The 18,955-nt window shown below is 67.9% G+C and carries 20 protein-coding genes and 1 pseudogene; 9 read left to right on the forward strand and 12 right to left on the reverse strand.

The genetic code is table 11. From position 1 onward, the window contains the following. Window positions 1–8 precede the first annotated feature (8 nt). The gene (locus QSJ19_RS20405) at window positions 9–1,487 is read left to right on the forward strand and encodes a hypothetical protein (RefSeq protein WP_286322828.1); all 1,479 of its coding nucleotides are present in this window, start codon (window positions 9–11) and stop codon (window positions 1,485–1,487) included. Window positions 1,488–1,520: 33 nt separating this feature from the next. Beyond that, a complete protein-coding gene (locus QSJ19_RS20410; RefSeq protein WP_286322829.1) occupies window positions 1,521–2,786 on the forward strand; it encodes an MFS transporter in 1,266 nt (421 codons plus the stop codon). Window position 2,787: 1 nt separating this feature from the next. Here the strand turns inward: QSJ19_RS20410 and malQ are convergent, their stop codons facing one another. Further along, window positions 2,788–4,977: a 4-alpha-glucanotransferase gene (gene malQ, locus QSJ19_RS20415; RefSeq protein WP_286322830.1), complete on the reverse strand. Its 2,190-nt coding sequence runs from the start codon at window positions 4,975–4,977 to the stop codon at window positions 2,788–2,790. 144 nt (window positions 4,978–5,121) lie between these two features. Between malQ and QSJ19_RS20420 the strand changes: the two genes are divergently transcribed. Beyond that, complete coding sequence (locus QSJ19_RS20420) at window positions 5,122–5,736, forward strand: cysteine hydrolase family protein (protein ID WP_286322831.1); 615 nt, start codon at window positions 5,122–5,124, stop codon at window positions 5,734–5,736. Here the strand turns inward: QSJ19_RS20420 and QSJ19_RS20425 are convergent. The 10 genes and pseudogenes from QSJ19_RS20425 to QSJ19_RS20470 all read right to left on the reverse strand — a co-directional run bounded on the left by QSJ19_RS20425 (window position 5,725) and on the right by QSJ19_RS20470 (window position 12,922). Then, window positions 5,725–7,107, reverse strand: coding sequence for an MFS transporter (locus QSJ19_RS20425; protein WP_286322832.1), 1,383 nt, complete (start codon window positions 7,105–7,107; stop codon window positions 5,725–5,727). The two genes, QSJ19_RS20420 and QSJ19_RS20425, sit on opposite strands and share 12 nt — an antisense overlap. Window positions 7,108–7,209: 102 nt before the next feature. Further along, window positions 7,210–8,580, reverse strand: coding sequence for an FAD-binding oxidoreductase (locus tag QSJ19_RS20430; protein ID WP_286322833.1), 1,371 nt, complete (start codon window positions 8,578–8,580; stop codon window positions 7,210–7,212). A gap of 7 nt (window positions 8,581–8,587) precedes the next feature. Further along, window positions 8,588–9,235: an NAD(P)H-binding protein gene (locus QSJ19_RS20435; RefSeq protein ID WP_286322834.1), complete on the reverse strand. Its 648-nt coding sequence runs from the start codon at window positions 9,233–9,235 to the stop codon at window positions 8,588–8,590. Between the two features lie 68 nt (window positions 9,236–9,303). Continuing rightward, window positions 9,304–9,441, reverse strand: a pseudogene (locus QSJ19_RS20440) (GlsB/YeaQ/YmgE family stress response membrane protein); the annotation flags it as partial. 1 nt (window position 9,442) lies between these two features. Further along, the gene (locus QSJ19_RS20445; protein ID WP_286322835.1) at window positions 9,443–10,408 is read right to left on the reverse strand and encodes a ParA family protein; all 966 of its coding nucleotides are present in this window, start codon (window positions 10,406–10,408) and stop codon (window positions 9,443–9,445) included. Between the two features lie 124 nt (window positions 10,409–10,532). Next, window positions 10,533–10,823: a hypothetical protein gene (locus tag QSJ19_RS20450; RefSeq protein WP_286322836.1), complete on the reverse strand. Its 291-nt coding sequence runs from the start codon at window positions 10,821–10,823 to the stop codon at window positions 10,533–10,535. 40 nt (window positions 10,824–10,863) lie between these two features. After that, complete coding sequence (locus QSJ19_RS20455; protein ID WP_286322837.1) at window positions 10,864–11,517, reverse strand: hypothetical protein; 654 nt, start codon at window positions 11,515–11,517, stop codon at window positions 10,864–10,866. Between the two features lie 102 nt (window positions 11,518–11,619). Then, on the reverse strand, window positions 11,620–12,129 hold the full coding sequence (locus QSJ19_RS20460) for an O-acetyl-ADP-ribose deacetylase (protein ID WP_286322838.1): 510 nt from the start codon (window positions 12,127–12,129) through the stop codon (window positions 11,620–11,622). A 23-nt stretch (window positions 12,130–12,152) separates the two neighbouring features. Beyond that, a complete protein-coding gene (locus QSJ19_RS20465) occupies window positions 12,153–12,371 on the reverse strand; it encodes a hypothetical protein (RefSeq protein WP_286322839.1) in 219 nt (72 codons plus the stop codon). Between the two features lie 62 nt (window positions 12,372–12,433). After that, a complete protein-coding gene (locus QSJ19_RS20470; protein WP_286322840.1) occupies window positions 12,434–12,922 on the reverse strand; it encodes a hypothetical protein in 489 nt (162 codons plus the stop codon). A 72-nt stretch (window positions 12,923–12,994) separates the two neighbouring features. Here QSJ19_RS20470 and QSJ19_RS20475 point away from each other — a divergent pair, with 72 nt between their 5' ends. Continuing rightward, entirely contained in the window at window positions 12,995–13,468 is a 474-nt protein-coding gene (locus QSJ19_RS20475; protein WP_286322841.1) for an NUDIX hydrolase, read from the forward strand. Here QSJ19_RS20475 and QSJ19_RS20480 read toward each other — a convergent pair. Further along, window positions 13,385–13,828: an SRPBCC family protein gene (locus QSJ19_RS20480; RefSeq protein WP_286322842.1), complete on the reverse strand. Its 444-nt coding sequence runs from the start codon at window positions 13,826–13,828 to the stop codon at window positions 13,385–13,387. The genes QSJ19_RS20475 and QSJ19_RS20480 overlap by 84 nt on opposite strands. 156 nt (window positions 13,829–13,984) lie before the next feature. Between QSJ19_RS20480 and QSJ19_RS20485 the strand changes: the two genes are divergently transcribed. The 5 genes from QSJ19_RS20485 (at window position 13,985) to acmB (ending at window position 18,942) form a co-directional block, all read left to right on the forward strand. Further along, a complete protein-coding gene (locus QSJ19_RS20485) occupies window positions 13,985–14,926 on the forward strand; it encodes an NADP-dependent oxidoreductase (protein WP_353507165.1) in 942 nt (313 codons plus the stop codon). Between the two features lie 112 nt (window positions 14,927–15,038). Next, entirely contained in the window at window positions 15,039–15,872 is an 834-nt protein-coding gene (locus QSJ19_RS20490) for an aldo/keto reductase (protein WP_286322844.1), read from the forward strand. 83 nt (window positions 15,873–15,955) lie between these two features. Beyond that, window positions 15,956–17,128 (forward strand): pyridoxal phosphate-dependent aminotransferase, encoded by a 1,173-nt coding sequence (locus QSJ19_RS20495; RefSeq protein ID WP_286322845.1) that lies wholly within the window; start codon window positions 15,956–15,958, stop codon window positions 17,126–17,128. 101 nt (window positions 17,129–17,229) lie between these two features. Continuing rightward, window positions 17,230–17,679, forward strand: a complete 450-nt coding sequence (locus tag QSJ19_RS20500; RefSeq protein WP_286322846.1) for a hypothetical protein — start codon at window positions 17,230–17,232, stop codon at window positions 17,677–17,679. A gap of 57 nt (window positions 17,680–17,736) precedes the next feature. After that, window positions 17,737–18,942, forward strand: a complete 1,206-nt coding sequence (acmB, locus tag QSJ19_RS20505; protein ID WP_286322847.1) for a methyl acetate hydrolase AcmB — start codon at window positions 17,737–17,739, stop codon at window positions 18,940–18,942. The last annotated feature ends 13 nt before the right edge of the window (window positions 18,943–18,955 follow it).

Below are 18,955 nucleotides of genomic sequence, written 5' to 3' on the forward strand. Positions count from 1 at the left end.
CTGACGTCGTGACCCACCGTCCGCAGGTCAGTCCGGATCTCCTCCGGTTCTGGCTGGTGCCGATGGCGGTCGCCGGCGTGATGTGCGTCGTCGCGGCATTCACCCCGATCATCGACGACAGCTACATCTACCTCGACTACGTGCGCACGCTCGTCGAGACCGGTGGATGGGGTCTGGTCCCGGACCTGTTCTCCGACACGGCAACCGCTCCGCTCAATGTCCTGTATCTGACGCCGTTCTGGATCGCCACCGGACATTCGGTCGACATGACCCTCGCGCTCGCCCAGTTCCTACCGACCTTCGTGCTGTGCACGTTCCTCCTGCGCACGTATCGCCGCGGGCCGGTGTTGCCCGTGCTGCTGACGGTGATCATCGGTTTCCTGCCGCCGGTGATCTCCAGCATCGGTCTGGAGACCTCGTGGACGGCCGCGATGCTCGCCGGCGTCTGGTGGGGCATCACGCGTCGCGGGATCGTCTCCGAGGTCCGGGGGGTCGAGTGGGGCGTCGCGATCGGCGCCGCGGTGGCCATGATGCTGCGTCCCGACGCCGCGTTCTTCATGCTCCCGCTGCTGTTGGCCCTGTGCGTGCGGGACCGGAGATGGTGGCGGTCCGCCGCGACCGCGATGGCCCTTCTCGTCGCGTATGTCCTGGCGCGGTGGGTGATCCTCGGATCGTTCGTGCCGGACAGTGTCTGGATCAAACAGAATCAGGCGGGGACGTGGGGGCACTACACGTTCTTCTCCGGCTGGGAACTCTTCGTCACCTCGGCACGCACGAGTGTCGTCGTCCTCGGCATCATGTGCGCTGTCGCGATCGTGACGATCGTGGTCGCGGCGTCCCGGTGTCGACGTGTCGATGTCCTGCTGACACATCCCGCGACCTACTACCTGGGCGCCACGGCGATCTACATCGTGGTTGCGGGTGTCAGCCGGGTGCCGCCGTATCACTGGTACTACGTCCTGCCCTCGGTGGCGAGCGTGCTGGCGGTGACCGGAATCCTGCAGGAGGAGTCGCGACGGGTTCGGCGGGCGACGGTCGTCGGCGTCGTGTCGCTGCTCGTGATCCTGCTGGGCGAGTGGTCGGTGCAGACGATGCGCGGTGAGCCGGTGATCGGCACCAACTGGGCGACCGAGGCGCAGATGTACACGTTGGCGACCGGCATCCGGCCCTTTGTGCGCGGCCAACGGATGCAACTGGAGGGCGAGGTCGGCGAGATCGCCTACTACTGCCACTGCCGGCTCGAGGAGGAGTTCTCCCTCAGTACCGGGCTGCGTCGACGGGTCACGCGGGAGATCGCCGAGGGCGGATGGGGTCTGCGCTGGCGGATCAACTATCACTTCCGCGAATGGCCACAGCCGCAACCGCCGCCGAGGTGGAAACTCACCTTCGTCACTCCCCGGCCGGGTGAGCACGTCATGTACCAGCAGGACACGACCACGTTCCAGGGCGACACGGTGCGGTACTCGCTCATCCGGCGTGACCGGTGAACGAGCCGATCATGAGGAATAGTGACCGGGGTGATGACGCTGGGTAGAGGTATGCCGCGACGCCGCCCGACACCGACCGCCGACGACGACGCGGATCATGTCCCGCGCACCGCCGCGACCGGAAAGGCCTTCGCCGCGACGGTCTTCGCCTTCGCGGTGGTGATGCTCGGGACCACGCTGCCGACCCCGCTCTACGCGATCTACTCGGGCGAACTCGGGTTCGGCGTGACCACGACGACGGTGATCTTCGGTATCTACGCCGCCGGGGTGATCGCCGCGCTGATCGTCTTCGGCCGCTGGTCCGATGTCGTCGGCCGCAAACCGCTGCTCGCGGCGGGGGCCCTGTTCTCGGTGGCCAGCGCGATCGTGTTCATCACCGCGGGCCCCGTCTGGCAGCTGATGATCGGACGCGTGTTGTCCGGGCTGTCGGCCGGGATCTACGCCGGAGCCGCCACCGCCGCGGTGATCGAACTGGCTCCGGCGCGATGGCGTCCCAGGGCACCGGCCATCGCCACGGCGGCCAACATCGGCGGCCTCGGCCTCGGCCCGCTCATCGCGGGTCTGCTCGCCCAGTTCGCACCGGCACCGCTGCATCTTCCGTTCGCGGTCGATCTCGTCCTGCTCCTACCGGTCCTCGTCGGTATCTGGCTGATCCGGGAGCCGGTCCGGGTGCGCCCCGGGGCGAGGCTGTCCGTCCAGCGGCTGTCCGTACCGCCCGAGGTCCGTGGGGTGTTCGTGCGGGCAGCCATCGCCGCCTTCGCCGGGTTCGCGGTGATGGGCACATTCACCGGGGTGACGCCATCGTTCATCTCGCATGTGCTGGGTATCGACAGCCATGCGGTGGCCGGCATCGTCGTCGCCCTGCTGTTCCTGTCGTCGGCCCTCACGCAGATCGTGGGACGCGGGTTCTCGACGGAACGCGCACTGGTCGTCGGGTGCGCGATCCTCGTCGTCGGGATGGTGATCCTGATCGTCGGTCTGCTGGCGACCTCATTCGTCGCGCTCGTGATCGGGGCCGTCGTCTGCGGTGTCGGACAAGGGCTCTCGTTCAGCAAGGGCCTGGCCGCGGTGGTCGCGGCCAGCCCGGTCGATCGGCGTGCCGAGGTCACCTCGACCTACTTCGTGGTCGCCTACGTCGCCATCTCACTGCCGATCGTCGGCGAGGGCATCGCCGCGGCACACTGGGGTCTGCGGACGTCGGGCGTCGTGTTCAACATCGCCGTGGCCGCCCTCGCACTGCTCGCGTTGATCCTGACCGTCATCGCGGTCCGGCGGTCGACCTCTCCGGGCTGGACGTGAGCTAGACGCCCGTGCCCGGCTCGTCGTCCCGCCGATCGGGGCCGTCCGGGTCGCCGACGCCTTCCTCGGCGAGCGCGCGGACGAGGTCGGCGAAGCGGGCGTTGCCTCCGAGATCTTCGACCAGGACGACCTTGCCCTCATCGTCGGCAAGCGGGATGCACCAGTTCGGATATTGCGCTGCGCCGGTTCCCGGTTGGTTCTGGATACGACGCTCCCCCACCGCGTCGACGAGGGCCACACCCAGCAGCACCGACGGCGTCTGCGCAACCAGCCGGTGCAGCGCCTCGACGGTACGTCGATCCGTCAGCGGGACATCATCGTCGAGGAGCCCACGGCGACGTGCCATCGCCAGCACCGCGTCGCGGTCGTGCTCGTCCCGCGCACGTTCGGCCTCCTCCCCCGTCTCCAACAGACCCAGGCGTGAGCGCAGGTCGATGTGGTCACCGGCGAGGTAACCGACCGTCGGCGGCAGGTCATGGGTCGTCACGGACGTCAGGCAGAGCTCGCGGTACTCCTCGGGCGGTACCGGACCGTCGGGCCCGTGCTCGAACCAGAGGATCGACGTCCCGAGAATCCCACGCTGCGTGAGTGCCTCCTGCACATGCCGTTCGAAGACGCCGAGGTCCTCACCGATGACGACGGCCCCGGCCCGCTCGGCCTCGAGCGCCAGGATGCCGATCAGCGCGTCGTGGTCGTAGTGGACGTAGGTGCCGTCGGCGGGTCCCTTGCCGTCGGGTATCCACCAGAGTCGGAACAGGCCGAGGATGTGATCGACCCGGAGTCCGCCCGCGTGCCGGAGCACGGTGCGGAGCATGTCGCGATATGGCCGGTAGCCGGCCTCGGCGAGTCGGACCGGATGCCAGGGCGGCTGGTCCCAGCCCTGGCCCTGCTGATTGAAGCCGTCCGGCGGCGCGCCGACGGTGGCGCCGCGTGCGAGCACGTCACCCAGCGTCCACACGTCCGCACCGTGCCGGGCCACGCCGACGGCCAGGTCCGCGACAACCCCTATGCTCATCCCCGCCGACAGCGCGGCATGTTGGGCCGCGGCGAGTTGCTCGTCGCAGATCCACTGCAGCCAGGTGAAGAACTCGACCCGGTCGGCGAGTTGGCGTCTCTTCCGCTTGACGAACTCCTTGTCGCGAAGCTTGCCGGACCACTGCGGGCCGTCGGTCCCGTATTTCTCGGCGAACGCACACCAGGTCGCAAACCGGCGCAGCCCCTTGCCCTCCCGCTCGCGGAACGCTCGGTACTCCGCCGCCCTCGCCGCCGACAACGGCACCGCATGGATGAGTTCGAGCACGGCCATCTTTGCACGGAACGCCTTGTTGCGCTTGATCTTCTCGGTCGACAGATTGTCATCGAAGAAGTTGCGCGCAAGGGAGCGGACGAGTTTCCGGGACCGCTTGCCGAGTTCCTCGGTCTCCGGGATGTCGGTCACCCGGACGTAGAGCGGATTGACGAATCGTCGCGTCACGGGCAGGTACGGCGAGGCCTCGATCGGCGCGTGGGGCTGCGCGGCGTGCAGGGGGTTGACCTGGACGAAGTCGGCTCCGTAGGTGCTGCCCGCGACGGCGCAGATCTCGGCGAGATCCGCGAAGTCGCCGACGCCCCACGACGCCGCCGACCGTACCGAGTAGAGCTGGACTGCCAGTCCCCATCGCTGGCTGTCCAGGAGGCGGTCGGCGGTGGAAAGCCGTCGCGGCGTGACGATCAGCGGGGCCTGCGCCCGGCGGCCGGTCGCCGGGTCGTGGGCGCGCACCGTGTGATAGCCGATCTCCAGGTCGGGTGGCACCTCGAACGTCGCCCGGCCGATCACCGTGCCGTCGATTTCCCGCGGATCCACCCACAGGTCGACCTGGTCCGGGTACATCGTGGCCCCGGCCTCGGTGACGATCCAGACCTCGACCGCATTCCAATGCGGCACGTGGACGGCGAAACTCGCAGCTGCCCCCTCGACGGCGACGGTCACCGGTGGGACCATCGCGCGCCACGGCGACTCGTCGAGGTCGGTGTGGGCAGCCGCGATCTCCTGTTCCGTCGTCGCCGCGACACCGAGCGAGTCGAGGATCGCGATGATGGTCTCCGTACTCACGGGATGGTCGAGTTCGTCCCAGCCGACGTAGCTCGTCGCGACGCCCCATCGTCGGGCCAGCCCTTCGAGTTGCTCGCGTGCCACGCCCACGGAAGTCACTTCTGCATCGTCTCAGGATTCGTCGGGATACGCCCGTCGAACAGTGCCGGATCCGCCCGCCTCAGCGAGGTGTGGGTGGTTGAATCGGCGACGAGGCCTCCTCCGCGAGGACACTCGTCGCCGAGAAGTTCGAAAGGTGTTCCGATGGCAGACACACTGACCCTCGATCCCGCGACCACCGCGCTGGTGCTGATCGAGTTCCAGAACGAGTTCACCAGCGACGGCGGCGTCCTGCACGACGCCGTCTCGGCGGTGATGGACAAGACCGGCATGCTCGGCAACACCGTTGCCCTGGTGGACAAGGCACGTGCGGCAGGGGTGACGATCATGCACGCGCCGATCACGTTCGCGCCCGGCTACGGCGAGCTGACGCGACACCCGTACGGCATCCTCAAGGGCGTGGTCGACGGCAATGCCTTCGTCAAGGATTCGTGGGGCGCGGCGATCGTCGACGACCTGACGCCGGCCGACGGTGACATCCTGATCGAGGGCAAGCGCGGCCTCGACACCTTCGCGAGCACCAATCTGGACTTCATCCTGCGCAGCAAGGGCTTCACCACGATCATCCTGGCGGGCCTCCTCACCAACTGTTGTGTCGAGTCCACCATGCGCTCCGGTTACGAGAACGGATATCGGGTGATCACGCTGACGGACTGCACCGCGGCGACGTCGGTGGCCGAGCACGACAACGCGATCAGCTTCGACTATCCGATGTTCTCCGAGCCCGTGGAGTCCGCCGCTGTCGCGTCAGCCCTGTGAACCCGCCTGTGCACCCTGCCGTGAACCCGCTCGTGAACCATTGTCCAGGTACAGGTCTGCGGGCCGGATCAACGCCGTGGCGACGACGCTGATCAGTGCGGTGAGCGCGAGGTAACCCGCGGCGAGCCACGGCGATCCACCGGCGGCGCCGATGAGCGCGGTGAGGATCAGCGGGGTGAGGCCGGATGCGTAGATGCCGGAGAACTGATAGACGACGGACAGCCCGGTGTAGCGCACCTGCGTCGGGTACAGGCTCGCGAACAGCGTCCCCTGGGCGCCGTAGAACAGGGCGTGGACGATACCGAAGACGATCACCAGGCCGACGGTGAACCAGATCAGGTTCTCGGTGCCGAACAGAGCGAACACCGGATACACGGTCAGGCCGTATGCGGTGATCCCGATCAGATAGATGCGCCTGGGACCGAACCGATCGGTGAGCAGTCCCGACACCGGCAGCAGGATCGCCATCACCAGGGAGGCGATGGTCACCGCGACGAGAACCGGGACCTTGTCCATGCCGAGTTCGGAGGTGGCGTAGGCGATGGCGAAGACACCCCAGGTGTTGAACGCCGATCCCTCGCCCCACCGGGCGAGCAGCCCGAGGACGGTGTTGCGCGTGTTCGGTGGGAGCACCACGTCGCGGATGGGCACAGTCGACTTCTGCGACAGCTCGGCGACCTCGGTGAAGGCGGGCGTCTCGTCGACCTTGAGCCGGACGACGAATCCGATGACGACCAGCACGATGCTCACCAGGAACGCGATGCGCCATCCGTAGGTCAGGAACGCGTCGTCGTCGAGCGCCACCTGCAGCAGCGCGAACACGCCGGTGCCGAGGGCGAGACCGAGCGCCAGGCCGATCTGGGGAATGCTGCCGAACAGGCCCCGACGACGCCGCGGACTGTGCTCGACGGCGAGCAACACCGCACCCGCCCACTCCCCGCCGAGCGCGAAGCCCTGCACGACCCGTAGCGCCAGCAGCAGGATCGGCGCCAGAACGCCGACCGCGGCCGCCGTCGGCAACACACCCATCAATGCGGTGGCCACGCCCATCAGGACCATCGTGAGGGCCAGCGTCTTCTTGCGTCCGATCCGGTCGCCGATGTGACCGAACACCACCCCGCCGATGGGCCGCACGACGAAGCCGACCGCGAAGGTCGCGAACGACAACAGGGTCCCGACGAAGGAGCTCTGATCCGGGAAGAAGACCGTGTTGAACACGAGGCTCGCCGCGGTGGCATAGAGGAAGAAGTCGTACCACTCGACCGTGGTGCCCAGGAGGCTCGCGGCGACAACAGTCCGGAGGCGCTTTCGGCGTTCGTCATCGGTCTCGTCGACCGCGCCGGCGCCCGGGGTGCTCAGGAGAGTGGCCATGACCGCCACACGCTAGCGGCGTCGTCGTCGCCGTCCCAGGTTCGGAATCACAGTGATCATAAGTCGTACGCCCTCCGAGCCCCGACGCGTATCGAGACCCCCTCAGCCGAACAGCACGCCGGGGTTGAGCAATCCGCGTGGGTCCAGCGCGTCCTTGACCGCACGCATGGTCGACAGGTCCACATCGCTGCGACCGAGATGTGTCCACGGCACCTTCGCGCGACCGATTCCGTGTTCGGCGCTGATGCTCCCACCGTTGGCGGCGACGATCCCGAACACGTGCCCGGTGACGGACTCCGCCGCGTCTTCGGGGACGTCGAGCAGGTTGACGTGGATGTTGCCGTCGCCGACATGACCGAACAGAACGGGACGGCACGGATGGTCGACCATCCCGGCAACGGCAGTGAGCTCTGCCATCGCCTCGGGTAGGGCCCGGATCGGTACGGACACATCGAGTTTGACGACAGGTGTGGTGGTCGAGCGGGAGATCGACTCGGTGTGGCGTTCCCGGACCGCCCACAATGCGCGCGCCGGACCGGGTTCGAGGACGGCATCGGTGACCGAGGCGTTCTCGAGGACGTCGACGACGACCGCCTCCACGTCCCCGGTGCCGGAGATCTCGACGAGCGCATAGAACGGCGACGCGGTGGCGACGGGGCGACGGACTCCGTGCTCGTGCACCAACTCCAGGCCCGACTCCGTCATGATCTCGGCGGCCTCCACCCGGAGCCCCCGCGCCGCGAACGCGTCGAGCAATTCGAAGATGTTCTCGACGTGATCGACGGACGCGACGGTCACGATCGTCGCGACCGGCGGGGCGACCAGCCGGAACAGCACCCGGGTGATGACGGCGAGGGTTCCCTCGCTGCCGGTCAGCAGTCCCGGGAGGTCATAGCCCACATTGTCTTTCACCAGCGACTTCCATCGTCGGAGGATCCGGCCGTCGGCCAGGACCGCCTCGATCCCGAGGACCTGGGCTCGCGTGTTGCCGTGCCGGATCATCCGGACACCACCCGCGTTGGTCGCGACGACCCCTCCCGCCGTGGCCGATTCGCGCGATGCGAGGTCGACGGGGAACATGAGGCCATCGCGTTGCGCGCGGCTGTCGATCGCTTCGATGGCCGCACCGGCCTGCACACCGACGCATCGGCCGACCACGTCCACCTCGTCGACGTCTGTCATCCGCGCGGTACTCAGGACGATGAGCGGACCCGTGAGCCGATCGGTCGGCGGCACCGAACCGCCGACGAGACCGGTGTTCCCGCCTTGGACGCAGATCGCGACACCGTGGCCCGCGCAGAGCCGCACGACGGCGGCCACCTCGTCGGTGGTCCGAGGACGCACCACGGCGTCGGCGGTGCCTGTCCATCGGCCGGTCCAGTCGGTGAGGTGACCGGCCATCGCGTCGTCGTCGGTGACCACATGGGTGTCGCCGACGACGCCGCGCAATTCCTCGATCGGGGTCGCGGTCACGACCGCGTCACGACACCGCGTCCGCGATGGGGGTGTCGCCGTCGTTGAACTCGATCGTGCGGCGGGTGGTCGACGGTTCGGCGAGGACAGCCGCCGCGACCTGCGCCACGTTGTCGCGGCTGACCTCCGCACCGTCGGTGCGAGTGCCGCCCACCGTGATCCGGCCGGTGCCGGGCTGATCGGTCAGTTTGCTGGGGCCCAGGATGGTCCAGTCCAGGCCCGTCCCCTTGAGATGAGTGTCGGCCTCGGCCTTGGCCTCTGCGTAGGCGTAGAACGAGTTGTCCTCGGGGACCCCGTGATCGGGGCCGGCGCCGAAGTACGACACCATCACGTAGCGCTGCACGCCGGCGGACTCGGCGGCGTCCATCGAACGGATCGCCGCGTCGCGATCAACCGCAAATGTGCGATCGCGGTCACCTCCGCCCGCGCCCGCGGCCCAGACCACCGCGTCCTGCCCGGCGAGCACGGAGGCGAGTCCCGCGGTGTCGAGTTCCTCGATGTCGGCGACCACGGGTGTGGCACCCGTGGCAGCCACATCGTCGACCTGCGCCTCTTTACGGATGATGGACGTGACATCGTCTCCGTTGGTGGACAGCTGCTTCGCCAGTCGCAGGGCGATCTTGCCGTGCCCTCCGATGATCGCGACCCGTGCCATCGTTGCTCCTCTCGTCGCCGGTTGATACCTCCACCAACGTACCGACGGCGCGGGCGGGCCGGTCGGGGTCAGACCTTCGAACGGCCCCGCACCATGCCGACGATCCAGAGCAGCAGACACGCCCCGGCGACACAGGTCACGAAGCTGAAGATCAGGCCGCCACCCTCGACGTCCACGCCGAACAGACTCAGGAGGAAGCCGCCGACGCTACGCGCGCCGGGGTGATCCACCGGCCCGATCGACGATTCGTGGCGAACCCGAGACGTGCGTCGATCGGCGCCGACCTGGCCGGCTGACCCGCCAGGGGTCAGCGGGCGCCCCGATCTTCGCCTCGGCCTCGGTCATCACCGACTGCGTCACCTTGCGGAACTGGTCGAAATGACCGTGATGGCCGTATTTTGCGTGCAGCGTGGCGTACGGCGTGTACTCGGCGGCCGTGCCGATGACGTTGGCCTCGTGGAGATAGGCGGGCAGGACGTTCTGGATCGTCGGATCGCGACGCAGACGGTGGACGGTGTCCTGATGCAGGACCGAGCCCGCGCGGTATTTCGTCACCACCACACCGAGTTCGACGATCGGCTGCCCTATTTCGGCCCCGAAGTCGGCGACCTGCCGCTGGATGTGCGGTATCGCGTAGGTGGACAACACATCCGGGATGGTGGGGATCAGGTAGGCGTCGGCGAGGGCGAGACCGTTGAGGCTGAACGGGCCGACGTTGGGCGGGCAGTCGATCAGGATGTAGTCGTAGTCGTCGACGATCGGGGCCACCCCCCGGCGCAGGACATCGATGACCGATGCGTGATCGTCGGCGGCGACACGGCGGGCGCTCAACTCCTCCTGCAGTTCGATCAGGTCGAGCGAGGACGGAAGGAGGTCGACGCCGGTCACCGACTCGACCGGCGACACGCCACGCTGCACGGCCTTGTCGAGATCGAACGTCGTGGTGTCGTCGAGGACGTCCCCGAACAGTGCCGCGAGGGTATGCCCCTGTTCGTTGCACTGCCGCCAGCGTTGCTGACCGATCATCATCGTGGTCAGGTTGGTCTGCGCATCGAGATCGATGAGGAGCACCCGTCGACCGAACTCGCCCGACAGGAACTCGGCCATCCCCGCGGTCAGAGTCGTCTTGCCCACGCCGCCCTTCAGGCTGATGGTCGCGATCGCAATCGGCATGGCCACCCCGGTCTCGTGGCCGCGCGGACCACAGCTGGCATGTTGTCCGGCTGAGCCTAACGCGACGAGAGTGGGGTTGGCAGCCGATGGCCGCGTCACGATCTCCGGGCGGCGACTCGCCCGGTCAGTCGTGGAACTCGTTCTTCGGCAGCCGCGGGCGGGCACCGGCCGGCCACCGCCGGCCCGGTACTCGTAACGACCAACCGGCCGGCGCGACCGTGAAATCCATCCACCGGCCGTCACCGAGCCACAGCGACCAGAGATCCTCGTCGGGGAAATCGCCCACCCGTACGAACAGTTGCTGTTCACCGGCCTGTGCCGTCATCCATCCCTGATCGGCCGGATCGTCGACGAAGTCCGCCGTCGAGGCCAGCGCGGCCTCGAGGTCGTCCACACGGTCGGCACGGCTCACCATTCGTCGTCTCCTCGTCACATCGTCCGGTCTGCGGGGGGTCTCAGTCGTCGAAGCGGACCGAGCTCACCGCGGACGCGATCGAGCGACGGAATGTCGCACCCTCGCGCGCGGGTGCGGTGCCGGTCGCATGCAGAAGATAGGCGACACTGCCCCGTCGGTAGGCGGCGTAGCGGATCGCGCAGAACCATGTCTGCTCGTCGCCGGCATATGTCCCGGTCTGCATCGACGATCCCTCGGTCCGGAAGCCCGGCTGCGTGCGGGTCGCCTCGTTCTCGTTCCACTCGGGCAGGGCCCTCGCCTCTACGAAGGCGTGATCGATGAGCCCGGGGACACTTACACCGTGATCGACGACGAAGCGGGTGAGCACGATCGCGATGGTGCCCTCGTTCCCGTGATCGGCGATGAACAGCCGCAGGTAGCCGGGGGCGTTGGCGCCACGCCAGATGTCGCGGTCGACATCGACGAGGATCTCGCCCGGGATGGTGCGCTCGTCGGTCACCCGACTGGCCGCGATCGCCATCCGCTCGAGCCGATCGAGGATCGGGATCTCGTCGCATTCCGGCGGATCGGGAATCCGGCGCGTTCGCGCCGCGGCGTCGTAGGCGAAGGTGTGCGGCCGCAGGACGGTCGGCTCCACCAACGAGGGTTCGTGGCCGGAGGAGGCCGGTTCGAGGTGTTCGGTGTCAGCGGTCACCGCGCATCACACGCCCGCCGAGCGCGTGACTGCGCGGTCGTCGCATTCCCCCTGCATTCGGCCACGTGCCGAGGATAGTCAGCGATCCCGGCGAATGCGTGATCACCGTAGGGCGCGTCGTGTGAGATCGGCGATCTTCTCCGAAAACGCCACCAGAACAACGGATTCGACAGTTGAATTCGCGTCTTTGACAGCGCGAACCTGCTGGTCGACAGCGTCACCGAGCGGCCACCCGTAGGCACCGCCGGAGATCAGCGGAAAGGCGACCGACCGGGCGCCCAGCGACGACGCCAGACGCAGACTGCGGATGTAGCACTCTCGAAGGGCCGCCGAGCGGTCGTCGCGCGCAGAGTGCACCGGGCCGACGGTATGGATGACCCAGCGGGCCGGGAGGTCGCCGGCCGTCGTGGCGACGGCCGCCCCGGTCTCGAGGCCGGACGGCAGGGTCGTCTCGCGCAGCAGACGGCACTCCCGCAGGATGGACGGCCCGCCCGCCCGGTGGATCGCGCCGTCGACGCCGCCGCCGCCGAGCAGCGAGGAGTTCGCGGCGTTCACGATGACGTCGGTCTGCACCACCGTGATGTCACCGGCGATGACGTCGATCCCGCTCATGATCTCCAGACCCTATCGGCACCTCAGACCGATGTGGGTCCGTTCGGACGATTGGCCGACCGCGAGCGGTAGAGCATCCACCCGCCGTAGATCGCCAGACCGAACAGTGCGATCCAGAAGAGGCCCTTCAGAAGTGGGCCGACCATCGCCAGCGCGAGGAGTACCACGGCGATGATGCCGAGCACCTTCCAGAAGCCGATTCCGTTGCCGGTGGTGCCGTTGGGGTTCGTTGATGTGGTCATGACTCCACTGTGGCCTTCCATTGTCCGGAAATCATCAGGTCGGCGGCTAAATCGGGGAAAGATCAGGGGTATCCCTGACGTTCGACGACGCTCTGGCGAGCGACCGAGCGAGGGAGACGGACCGGCTCCTCATAGGAGCACCCCAGGTCGTCCGGACCCGCGAATCCGCAACGGTCACGAAACCACGCGACCGCGATCTCGGCGACGCGTCCCCGCGACCGACTCATCAGGAATCCGTGTGTGCAGTCGGCGAAGGTGTCGTCGTGGAACCACCGGTCCAGAACGTCACGGGAGACGACGAAGGATGCGAGCAACGGGGCCGACATGACCGTCGTGGACAGCCGGATGAGGTAGGTGTCGGCACCGAGGGCCTGGATCTGCGCGCACTCGACGTCCGCGCCGTCGTCGTCGACCCGTGCACCCGCTGGGCCGACGTCGAGAACCGCACCTGTGGGCATGTTTCCCGTCGATTCGATCAGCCACCGTTCCATGGCGGCCCACTCGTCGTCGACCGAGGTCTCGGGATTCGGCTCGGGCTGCTGATGGCTCATGGGCACCTCCTGGTGTTCCGGGGACGCGATCAGTGAAGCACCGGCCACCGACAATCCGGCAGGATGTGATGGATGCCCATCCCCGACTTCATCCGTGAACTCCGCCGCCACGTCGGACACGCACCACTCTGGCTGTCCGGTGTCAGTGCGGTCGTGCTCGACGGTTCCGACCGCCTCCTGCTCACCCACCGCGCCGACACTCGCGAATGGGCGGTCGTCTCCGGAGTCCTCGAACCCGGCGAGGAACCCGCCCGGGCCATCGTCCGCGAGATCGCCGAGGAGACCGGCATCCGCGCCGAGATCGTGCGGCTCACGAGCGTGGACGTGACGCCGATGGTCCACTACCCCAACGGCGATCAGACCCGATATCTCGACGTGTGCTTCCTCGCGCGGCATCTCGACGGCGAACCCCACCCGGCCGACGACGAGAACACCGCGGTCGAGTGGTTCCACCTCGACGACCTACCCGGCGATCTCGCCGCGACGTCCCGCCTCCGCATCGAGAACGCACTCCGCGACGATCCCGCAGCGTGGTTCCGCAGGTAGTACCGGTCGCGACCGCGCCCATGGCCTCCCGGACTCAGCCGGCCGAACCGTCGCGCTCGGCCACCTCTGGCTGGACCGAGAGGTTGCACTCGCGCTGTGCAGGGAAGCAGTCGTCGAAGCCGATCTCGTCGACAGACGGTCGAGGTAATACTCCCAGCCCGGCCCGGTGTTCTCGATGGTGACCGGATCGTCGACGATCTGACTGAGGGTCAGCGTGGTCACGCCGTCCTCCTCGATGAGTTCCACGATCAGATCCCAGGTGCCGAAGCCGTCGGTCGTGTGCACCCGGAGCACGTGCGGCGGCTCGCAGCGGCGGATGTCGTAGCGCGTCGGGTCGCCGATCGCGACGAAGACGTCCATACCGCAAACGGCACCCGATCAGTTACCACTTGTCTCGGATTCCGCGTCGCCGTCGAACCCACTGTGACACCTCCGCGGTGACACCTCCGCGGCGCCATGAGCAGGGACTCCGTCGAGCCCGGAATACCCGGGCCGTCCGGGACCCTTGGAAGGATCATGGCCCAGAGAATCGTTGCGACCGCGTATGGAGACCCCGCCGAGGTACTCGAAATCGTCGATGAGGAACCGCCACGGCCCGGCCCGGGTCAGGTCCTCGTCGAGACGAAGGCCATCGGCGTCAACCCCGCCGACGCGAAGATCGTGCGCGGGACGATGGGTGGTGACGAGTCGAAGCTGCCGTTGCCGATCGGGTTCGAGGCCGCCGGGGTCGTCTCGGCCGTCGGCGACGGAGCCGTGCTCCCCGACGGCCCGTTGACCGTCGGGGACGAGGTCATCGTCTACCGCGCGTCGGGTGCCTACGCCGATCGCGTGCTCGCCGACCTCACGGTCGTCCATCGACGACCGGAATCGCTCGATGTGGAGCACGCGGCCGGCCTGCTGCTCGTCGGCGTCACCGCGGCGGACCTGATCGGCACCGCCGGCGTCACGGCCGACGATGTCGTCCTCGTCCACGGTGGGTCCGGCGCGGTCGGCGCGATCACCATCCAACTCGCCCGCACGGCGGGCGCGACCGTCATCGCCACCGCGAGCGCCCGGAACCATGATCATGTCCGCGGGCTCGGCGCCATCCCGGTCGCCTACGGTGACGGGCTGCTCGACCGCATCCGGGACGCGGCGACGGCTCCGGTCACCGTCGCCCTGGACACGGTGGGGACCGACGAGGCGATCGACGCGTCCCTCGCACTCGTCGACAACCCCGGGAAGATCGTGAGCGTCGCCGCCTTCGGTCGCGCGTCCGACGGAATCGTCCTTGTCACCGGATCGACGCCCGAGAGCAAACGCCTCCGGGAGGAGGCCATCGACGGCCTGATCGCCGACGCCGCTTCCGGCGAGCTGGTGACGGAGGTGGCCAAGACCTTCCCGCTCGCGGAGGCGGCGACTGCACTGACCGAGCTCGAGACGTCCCATCCCCGAGGGAAATTCATCCTCATCCCCTGACCGTTCGTGCCCGCAAGACACCCGGGCCGTCCCCCACCGAGAAGTCGCGCTCTGAGCCCATGGGCGCGGTGCACAGCGAAATCCCGACACCGACGAAAGGTGACATACGACGATGTCTGTTCCCACCATCACCCTCAACAACGGAGTGGAGATCCCACAGCTCGGCTTCGGCGTCTTCCAGATCCCGCAGGAGGACACCAAGGCAGCAACGCTCACCGCGCTCGAGGTCGGCTACCGGCACATCGACACCGCCGAGATGTACGGCAACGAGAAGGAAGTCGGGCAGGCGGTCGCCGAGTCCGGCATCCCCCGCGACCAGATCTTCATCACGAGCAAGCTGAACAACGGATTCCACGCCACGGACGACGCCCTTCGCGCGACCGATCAGACGCTGACCGATCTGGGGGTCGAATCCCTCGATCTGTTCCTGATCCACTGGCCGCTACCCGGCATCGACATCGACTACGTCGAGACCTGGAAGGCCCTGGAGAAGATCCACGCCGACGGCAAGTCACGCGCGATCGGCGTCTCGAACTTCCAGCGCTCGCATCTCGAACGGCTGTTCTCCGAAACGGATGTCGTCCCGGCGGTCAACCAGATCGAGGTGCATCCCTACCTGACCCAGAATGCGTTGCGCGCCTTCAACTCCGAGCACGGCATCGCCACCGAGGCGTGGTCACCGATCGCTCAGGGCGACGTCCTCGACGACCCGGTCCTGAACAAGATCGCGCAGGACAAGGGCCGCACACCGGCACAGGTCACCCTCCGGTGGCACATCCAGCGCGGCGACATCGTGTTCCCCAAGTCGGTCACCCGTTCCCGGGTCGAGGAGAACTTCGCGCTCTTCGACTTCGACCTGTCCGTCGAGGACGTCGCGGCGATCGACGCCCTGAACAAGGACCGTCGCCGAGGACCGGATCCCGACGAGTTCAACCACATCCCGTGAGCTGATCTGCGTCAGTTGACGGACCACACCGAGGGCGCGACCCCTCGGCGGGTGGGAGAGGCGCGCCGGAGCAGAATGGCGCCATGAAGATCTCCCACCGCGCCGAGGCGGTCGCGCCCTTCTTCGCGATGGAGTTCGGGAAACGTGCCGCCGAACTCGAGGCCGCCGGACATCATGTGGTGAAACTGAGCATCGGCGAGCCCGACTTCGGGGCGCCGCCGGCCTTCCTCGCCGCCGTGCGAGACCTGACCGACGGCCGGCCACTGACCTACACCGAGGCCGTCGGACTCCCCGAGTTGCGCTCGGCCATCGCCGAATACTACGGCCGACATTTCGGCTGCGAGGTCGAGTCGCACCGCGTCGTGGTGACCTCCGGCGCGTCGGCCGCGTTACTGCTCACCTGTGCAGCCCTGATCGATCCCGGCGACGAGGTGCTGATCGCCGACCCGTCCTACCCGTGCAACCGCCAGTTCGCCGAAAGTCACGGCGCCCGCGTGCGTCTGGTTCCGACGACGCCGGCGACACGCTTTCAACTGTCGACCGCTCTCGTCGAACAGGCCTGGGGTACCCACACGCGGGGCGTCATGGTCGCCTCACCGTCGAATCCCACCGGGACCTCGGTGCCGCACGACGAGCTGGTCCGGCTGTGTGCGCGGGTGCGGGCCCTGGGTGGCTGGCGCATCGTCGACGAGATCTACCTCGGCCTCGCCGACGACGATCCCGACGGGTCCCCGCCCCGCAGCATCCTCGGTGCCGATCCCGACGCGATCGTGATCAACAGCTTCTCGAAGTACTTCGGCATGACCGGGTGGCGACTGGGGTGGTGCATCGTGCCCGACGACCTCGTCCCGGTGATGGAACGTCTCGCGCAGAACTTCTACGTCTGCCCATCGACACCGGCACAGCACGCCGCCCTGGCCTGTTTCACCGACGAGTCACTCGCCCTGAGCGAGGCACGCCGCGACGAGTTCCGGATTCGACGACACCTGGTCGTCGACGGCCTCGCACGGATCGGACTCTCCGTGCCGGTGATCCCCGACGGGGCCTTCTATGTCTACGTCGATGTCCGCAGCACCGGGCTGACCTCCGCCGAGTTCTGCGATCGCGCGCTGCGCGAGGCTTTCGTCTCCCTCACTCCCGGAAGAGATTTCGGTCACCACACCGCCGACGACCACATCCGGCTGTCGTACGCGGCGTCGTCCGACGAACTGACCGAGGGCATCCGGCGGCTCGGGGAGTTCGTCGCCGCATTGTGAGCGCGGTCCGGACGCGGTCCCACGATGGCCGTTCGACGGTCCGTCGTTACTGTCGGCGCGGCCGGCCGCACTGATCGCAGCCGGCGACCAGGAGCGCCGCCATGACCGACCCACAGCAACTGCCCCCGACGCCGAACCCCGGCGCGGATCGATTCGCCGACGAGCCGATCGTCATCCATCCGTCCGACTTCGGCGACCTCACCGCGCCCCGATACCCGATCGGGCCGTATCCGAGCGGTGGGCAGCAGTATCCAGATCAGCCGTACCCTCACCAACACCACCCGCAGCAGTACCCTCTGCACCACTACCCGCCGCACCACGTCGGGCACGGGCACCTCGCCCAGCCCCCGTATCCCCCACGCGGCCGGACCCCACGGCCCGCCGACACCCGTGTACGTGACGACGAACGTGCACACGCCGGTCGTCGTGCGGACGAATTCGTGCCCGCATGGCCTACATCCCGCCCTGACGCTGCTGACCTGCGGCCTGTGGTTGCCCATCTGGATCATCGACGCCGTCCTGCGCGGCCGACGGTGCCGGACGAGGCATAGGGTCGAGTCGTCGGACACGACCGGGACGCCCCCGGGGACACGAGGAGGTTGCCGCCGATGGGGACACCCGTCATCGATCCGCGACGAGTCGACGACGCGGTGGACGCGTCGATCTCCGCCGCCGTCACCGGAGCCCCCGGCCTTCCCGGCGTCGTCGCGGGTGTCACCACCGATCGGGCGACGATCAGTCTGCGTGCGGCCGGCGTACACGCGACCGACGGCGACGACCCGATGACCACCGACAGTGTCTTCGCCATCTTCTCCACCACGAAGCCGATCACCGCCACCCTCGCCCTCCAACTCGTCGAGGAGGGCACGCTCGACCTCGACGCCCCGGCCGCCGACTATGCACCCCGCCTCGGCACGATCGACGTGCTCGAGGGCTTCGACGACGCCGGGGGGCTGGTTCTCCGCGCACCGCAGAGCCCGATCACCACACGCCATCTCCTCACGCACACAGCCGGTTTCGCCTACGACTTCTTCGATCCGACGTACCGGCGGCTCAGCAGCGACCACGGGGTGCCCGGTGTGATCACCGCACGCCTGCGGTCATTGACCACCCCATTGCTGTTCGACCCGGGGACACGCTGGTCCTACGGCAGCAGCATCGACTGGGCGGGCCTGGTCGTCGAGGGCATCACCGGTCGACCGCTGGGCGACGTCATGTCCGAACGAATCCTCGACCCGCTCGGTATGACCGACACGTCGTTCGCGCTGCCGCCCGAACCCCGATCGCGTCGTGCGGTGCTCCACCATCGCACCACGGACGGCTCGCTGACGCCGAATCACCGATGGTCGATGCCCGCCGACCCGGAGGTCCAGATGGGCGGACAGGGCTTGTATTCGACGGTGCCCGACTACCTGAGGTTCATCCGGATGTGGCTCAACGACGGCCGATCCGACACCGGCGAACAGATCCTGCGCCCGGAGACGGTGGCCGACGCCTCACACAGCCATCTCGGGCGACTCGCGGTGACACCGCTGCTGTCGGCGAGCCCCGCCGTGACCAATGACGCCGAGCTCTTCCCCGGCGCACCGAAATCGTGGGGACTGATCTCGATGATCAACGACGAGGACGCACCCACCGGCCGCCCGGCGGGCTCGTTGTCGTGGGCCGGGCTGGCCAATCTCTATTTCTGGATCGACCGGCGCAATCGCATCGGTGGGTACTGGGCGTCGCAGATCTTCCCGTTCTTCGATCACACCGCACTCGGGGCCTACCTCGATCTCGAGACCGCGGTGTACCGCGCACTGTTGCCCTGACCTGCGTAGACAT

Source organism: Gordonia sp. ABSL11-1 (assembly GCF_030315685.1).
Taxonomy (GTDB): domain Bacteria; phylum Actinomycetota; class Actinomycetes; order Mycobacteriales; family Mycobacteriaceae; genus Gordonia.

What these genes read in the sequence shown, in the direction of transcription:
- acmB (WP_286322847.1), top strand. Translation starts at nt 17,737, where the DNA reads ATGGGGACACCCGTCATCGATCCGCGACGAGTCGACGACGCGGTGGAC.
- QSJ19_RS20425 (WP_286322832.1), bottom strand. Translation starts at nt 7,107, where the DNA reads ATGGCCACTCTCCTGAGCACCCCGGGCGCCGGCGCGGTCGACGAGACC.
- QSJ19_RS20410 (WP_286322829.1), top strand. Translation starts at nt 1,521, where the DNA reads ATGACGCTGGGTAGAGGTATGCCGCGACGCCGCCCGACACCGACCGCC.
- QSJ19_RS20450 (WP_286322836.1), bottom strand. Translation starts at nt 10,823, where the DNA reads ATGGTGAGCCGTGCCGACCGTGTGGACGACCTCGAGGCCGCGCTGGCC.
- QSJ19_RS20435 (WP_286322834.1), bottom strand. Translation starts at nt 9,235, where the DNA reads ATGGCACGGGTCGCGATCATCGGAGGGCACGGCAAGATCGCCCTGCGA.
- QSJ19_RS20500 (WP_286322846.1), top strand. Translation starts at nt 17,230, where the DNA reads ATGACCGACCCACAGCAACTGCCCCCGACGCCGAACCCCGGCGCGGAT.
- QSJ19_RS20465 (WP_286322839.1), bottom strand. Translation starts at nt 12,371, where the DNA reads ATGACCACATCAACGAACCCCAACGGCACCACCGGCAACGGAATCGGC.
- QSJ19_RS20460 (WP_286322838.1), bottom strand. Translation starts at nt 12,129, where the DNA reads ATGAGCGGGATCGACGTCATCGCCGGTGACATCACGGTGGTGCAGACC.
- QSJ19_RS20490 (WP_286322844.1), top strand. Translation starts at nt 15,039, where the DNA reads ATGTCTGTTCCCACCATCACCCTCAACAACGGAGTGGAGATCCCACAG.
- QSJ19_RS20485 (WP_353507165.1), top strand. Translation starts at nt 13,985, where the DNA reads ATGGCCCAGAGAATCGTTGCGACCGCGTATGGAGACCCCGCCGAGGTA.
- QSJ19_RS20470 (WP_286322840.1), bottom strand. Translation starts at nt 12,922, where the DNA reads ATGAGCCATCAGCAGCCCGAGCCGAATCCCGAGACCTCGGTCGACGAC.
- QSJ19_RS20480 (WP_286322842.1), bottom strand. Translation starts at nt 13,828, where the DNA reads ATGGACGTCTTCGTCGCGATCGGCGACCCGACGCGCTACGACATCCGC.
- QSJ19_RS20420 (WP_286322831.1), top strand. Translation starts at nt 5,122, where the DNA reads ATGGCAGACACACTGACCCTCGATCCCGCGACCACCGCGCTGGTGCTG.
- QSJ19_RS20475 (WP_286322841.1), top strand. Translation starts at nt 12,995, where the DNA reads ATGCCCATCCCCGACTTCATCCGTGAACTCCGCCGCCACGTCGGACAC.
- QSJ19_RS20495 (WP_286322845.1), top strand. Translation starts at nt 15,956, where the DNA reads ATGAAGATCTCCCACCGCGCCGAGGCGGTCGCGCCCTTCTTCGCGATG.
- QSJ19_RS20445 (WP_286322835.1), bottom strand. Translation starts at nt 10,408, where the DNA reads ATGCCGATTGCGATCGCGACCATCAGCCTGAAGGGCGGCGTGGGCAAG.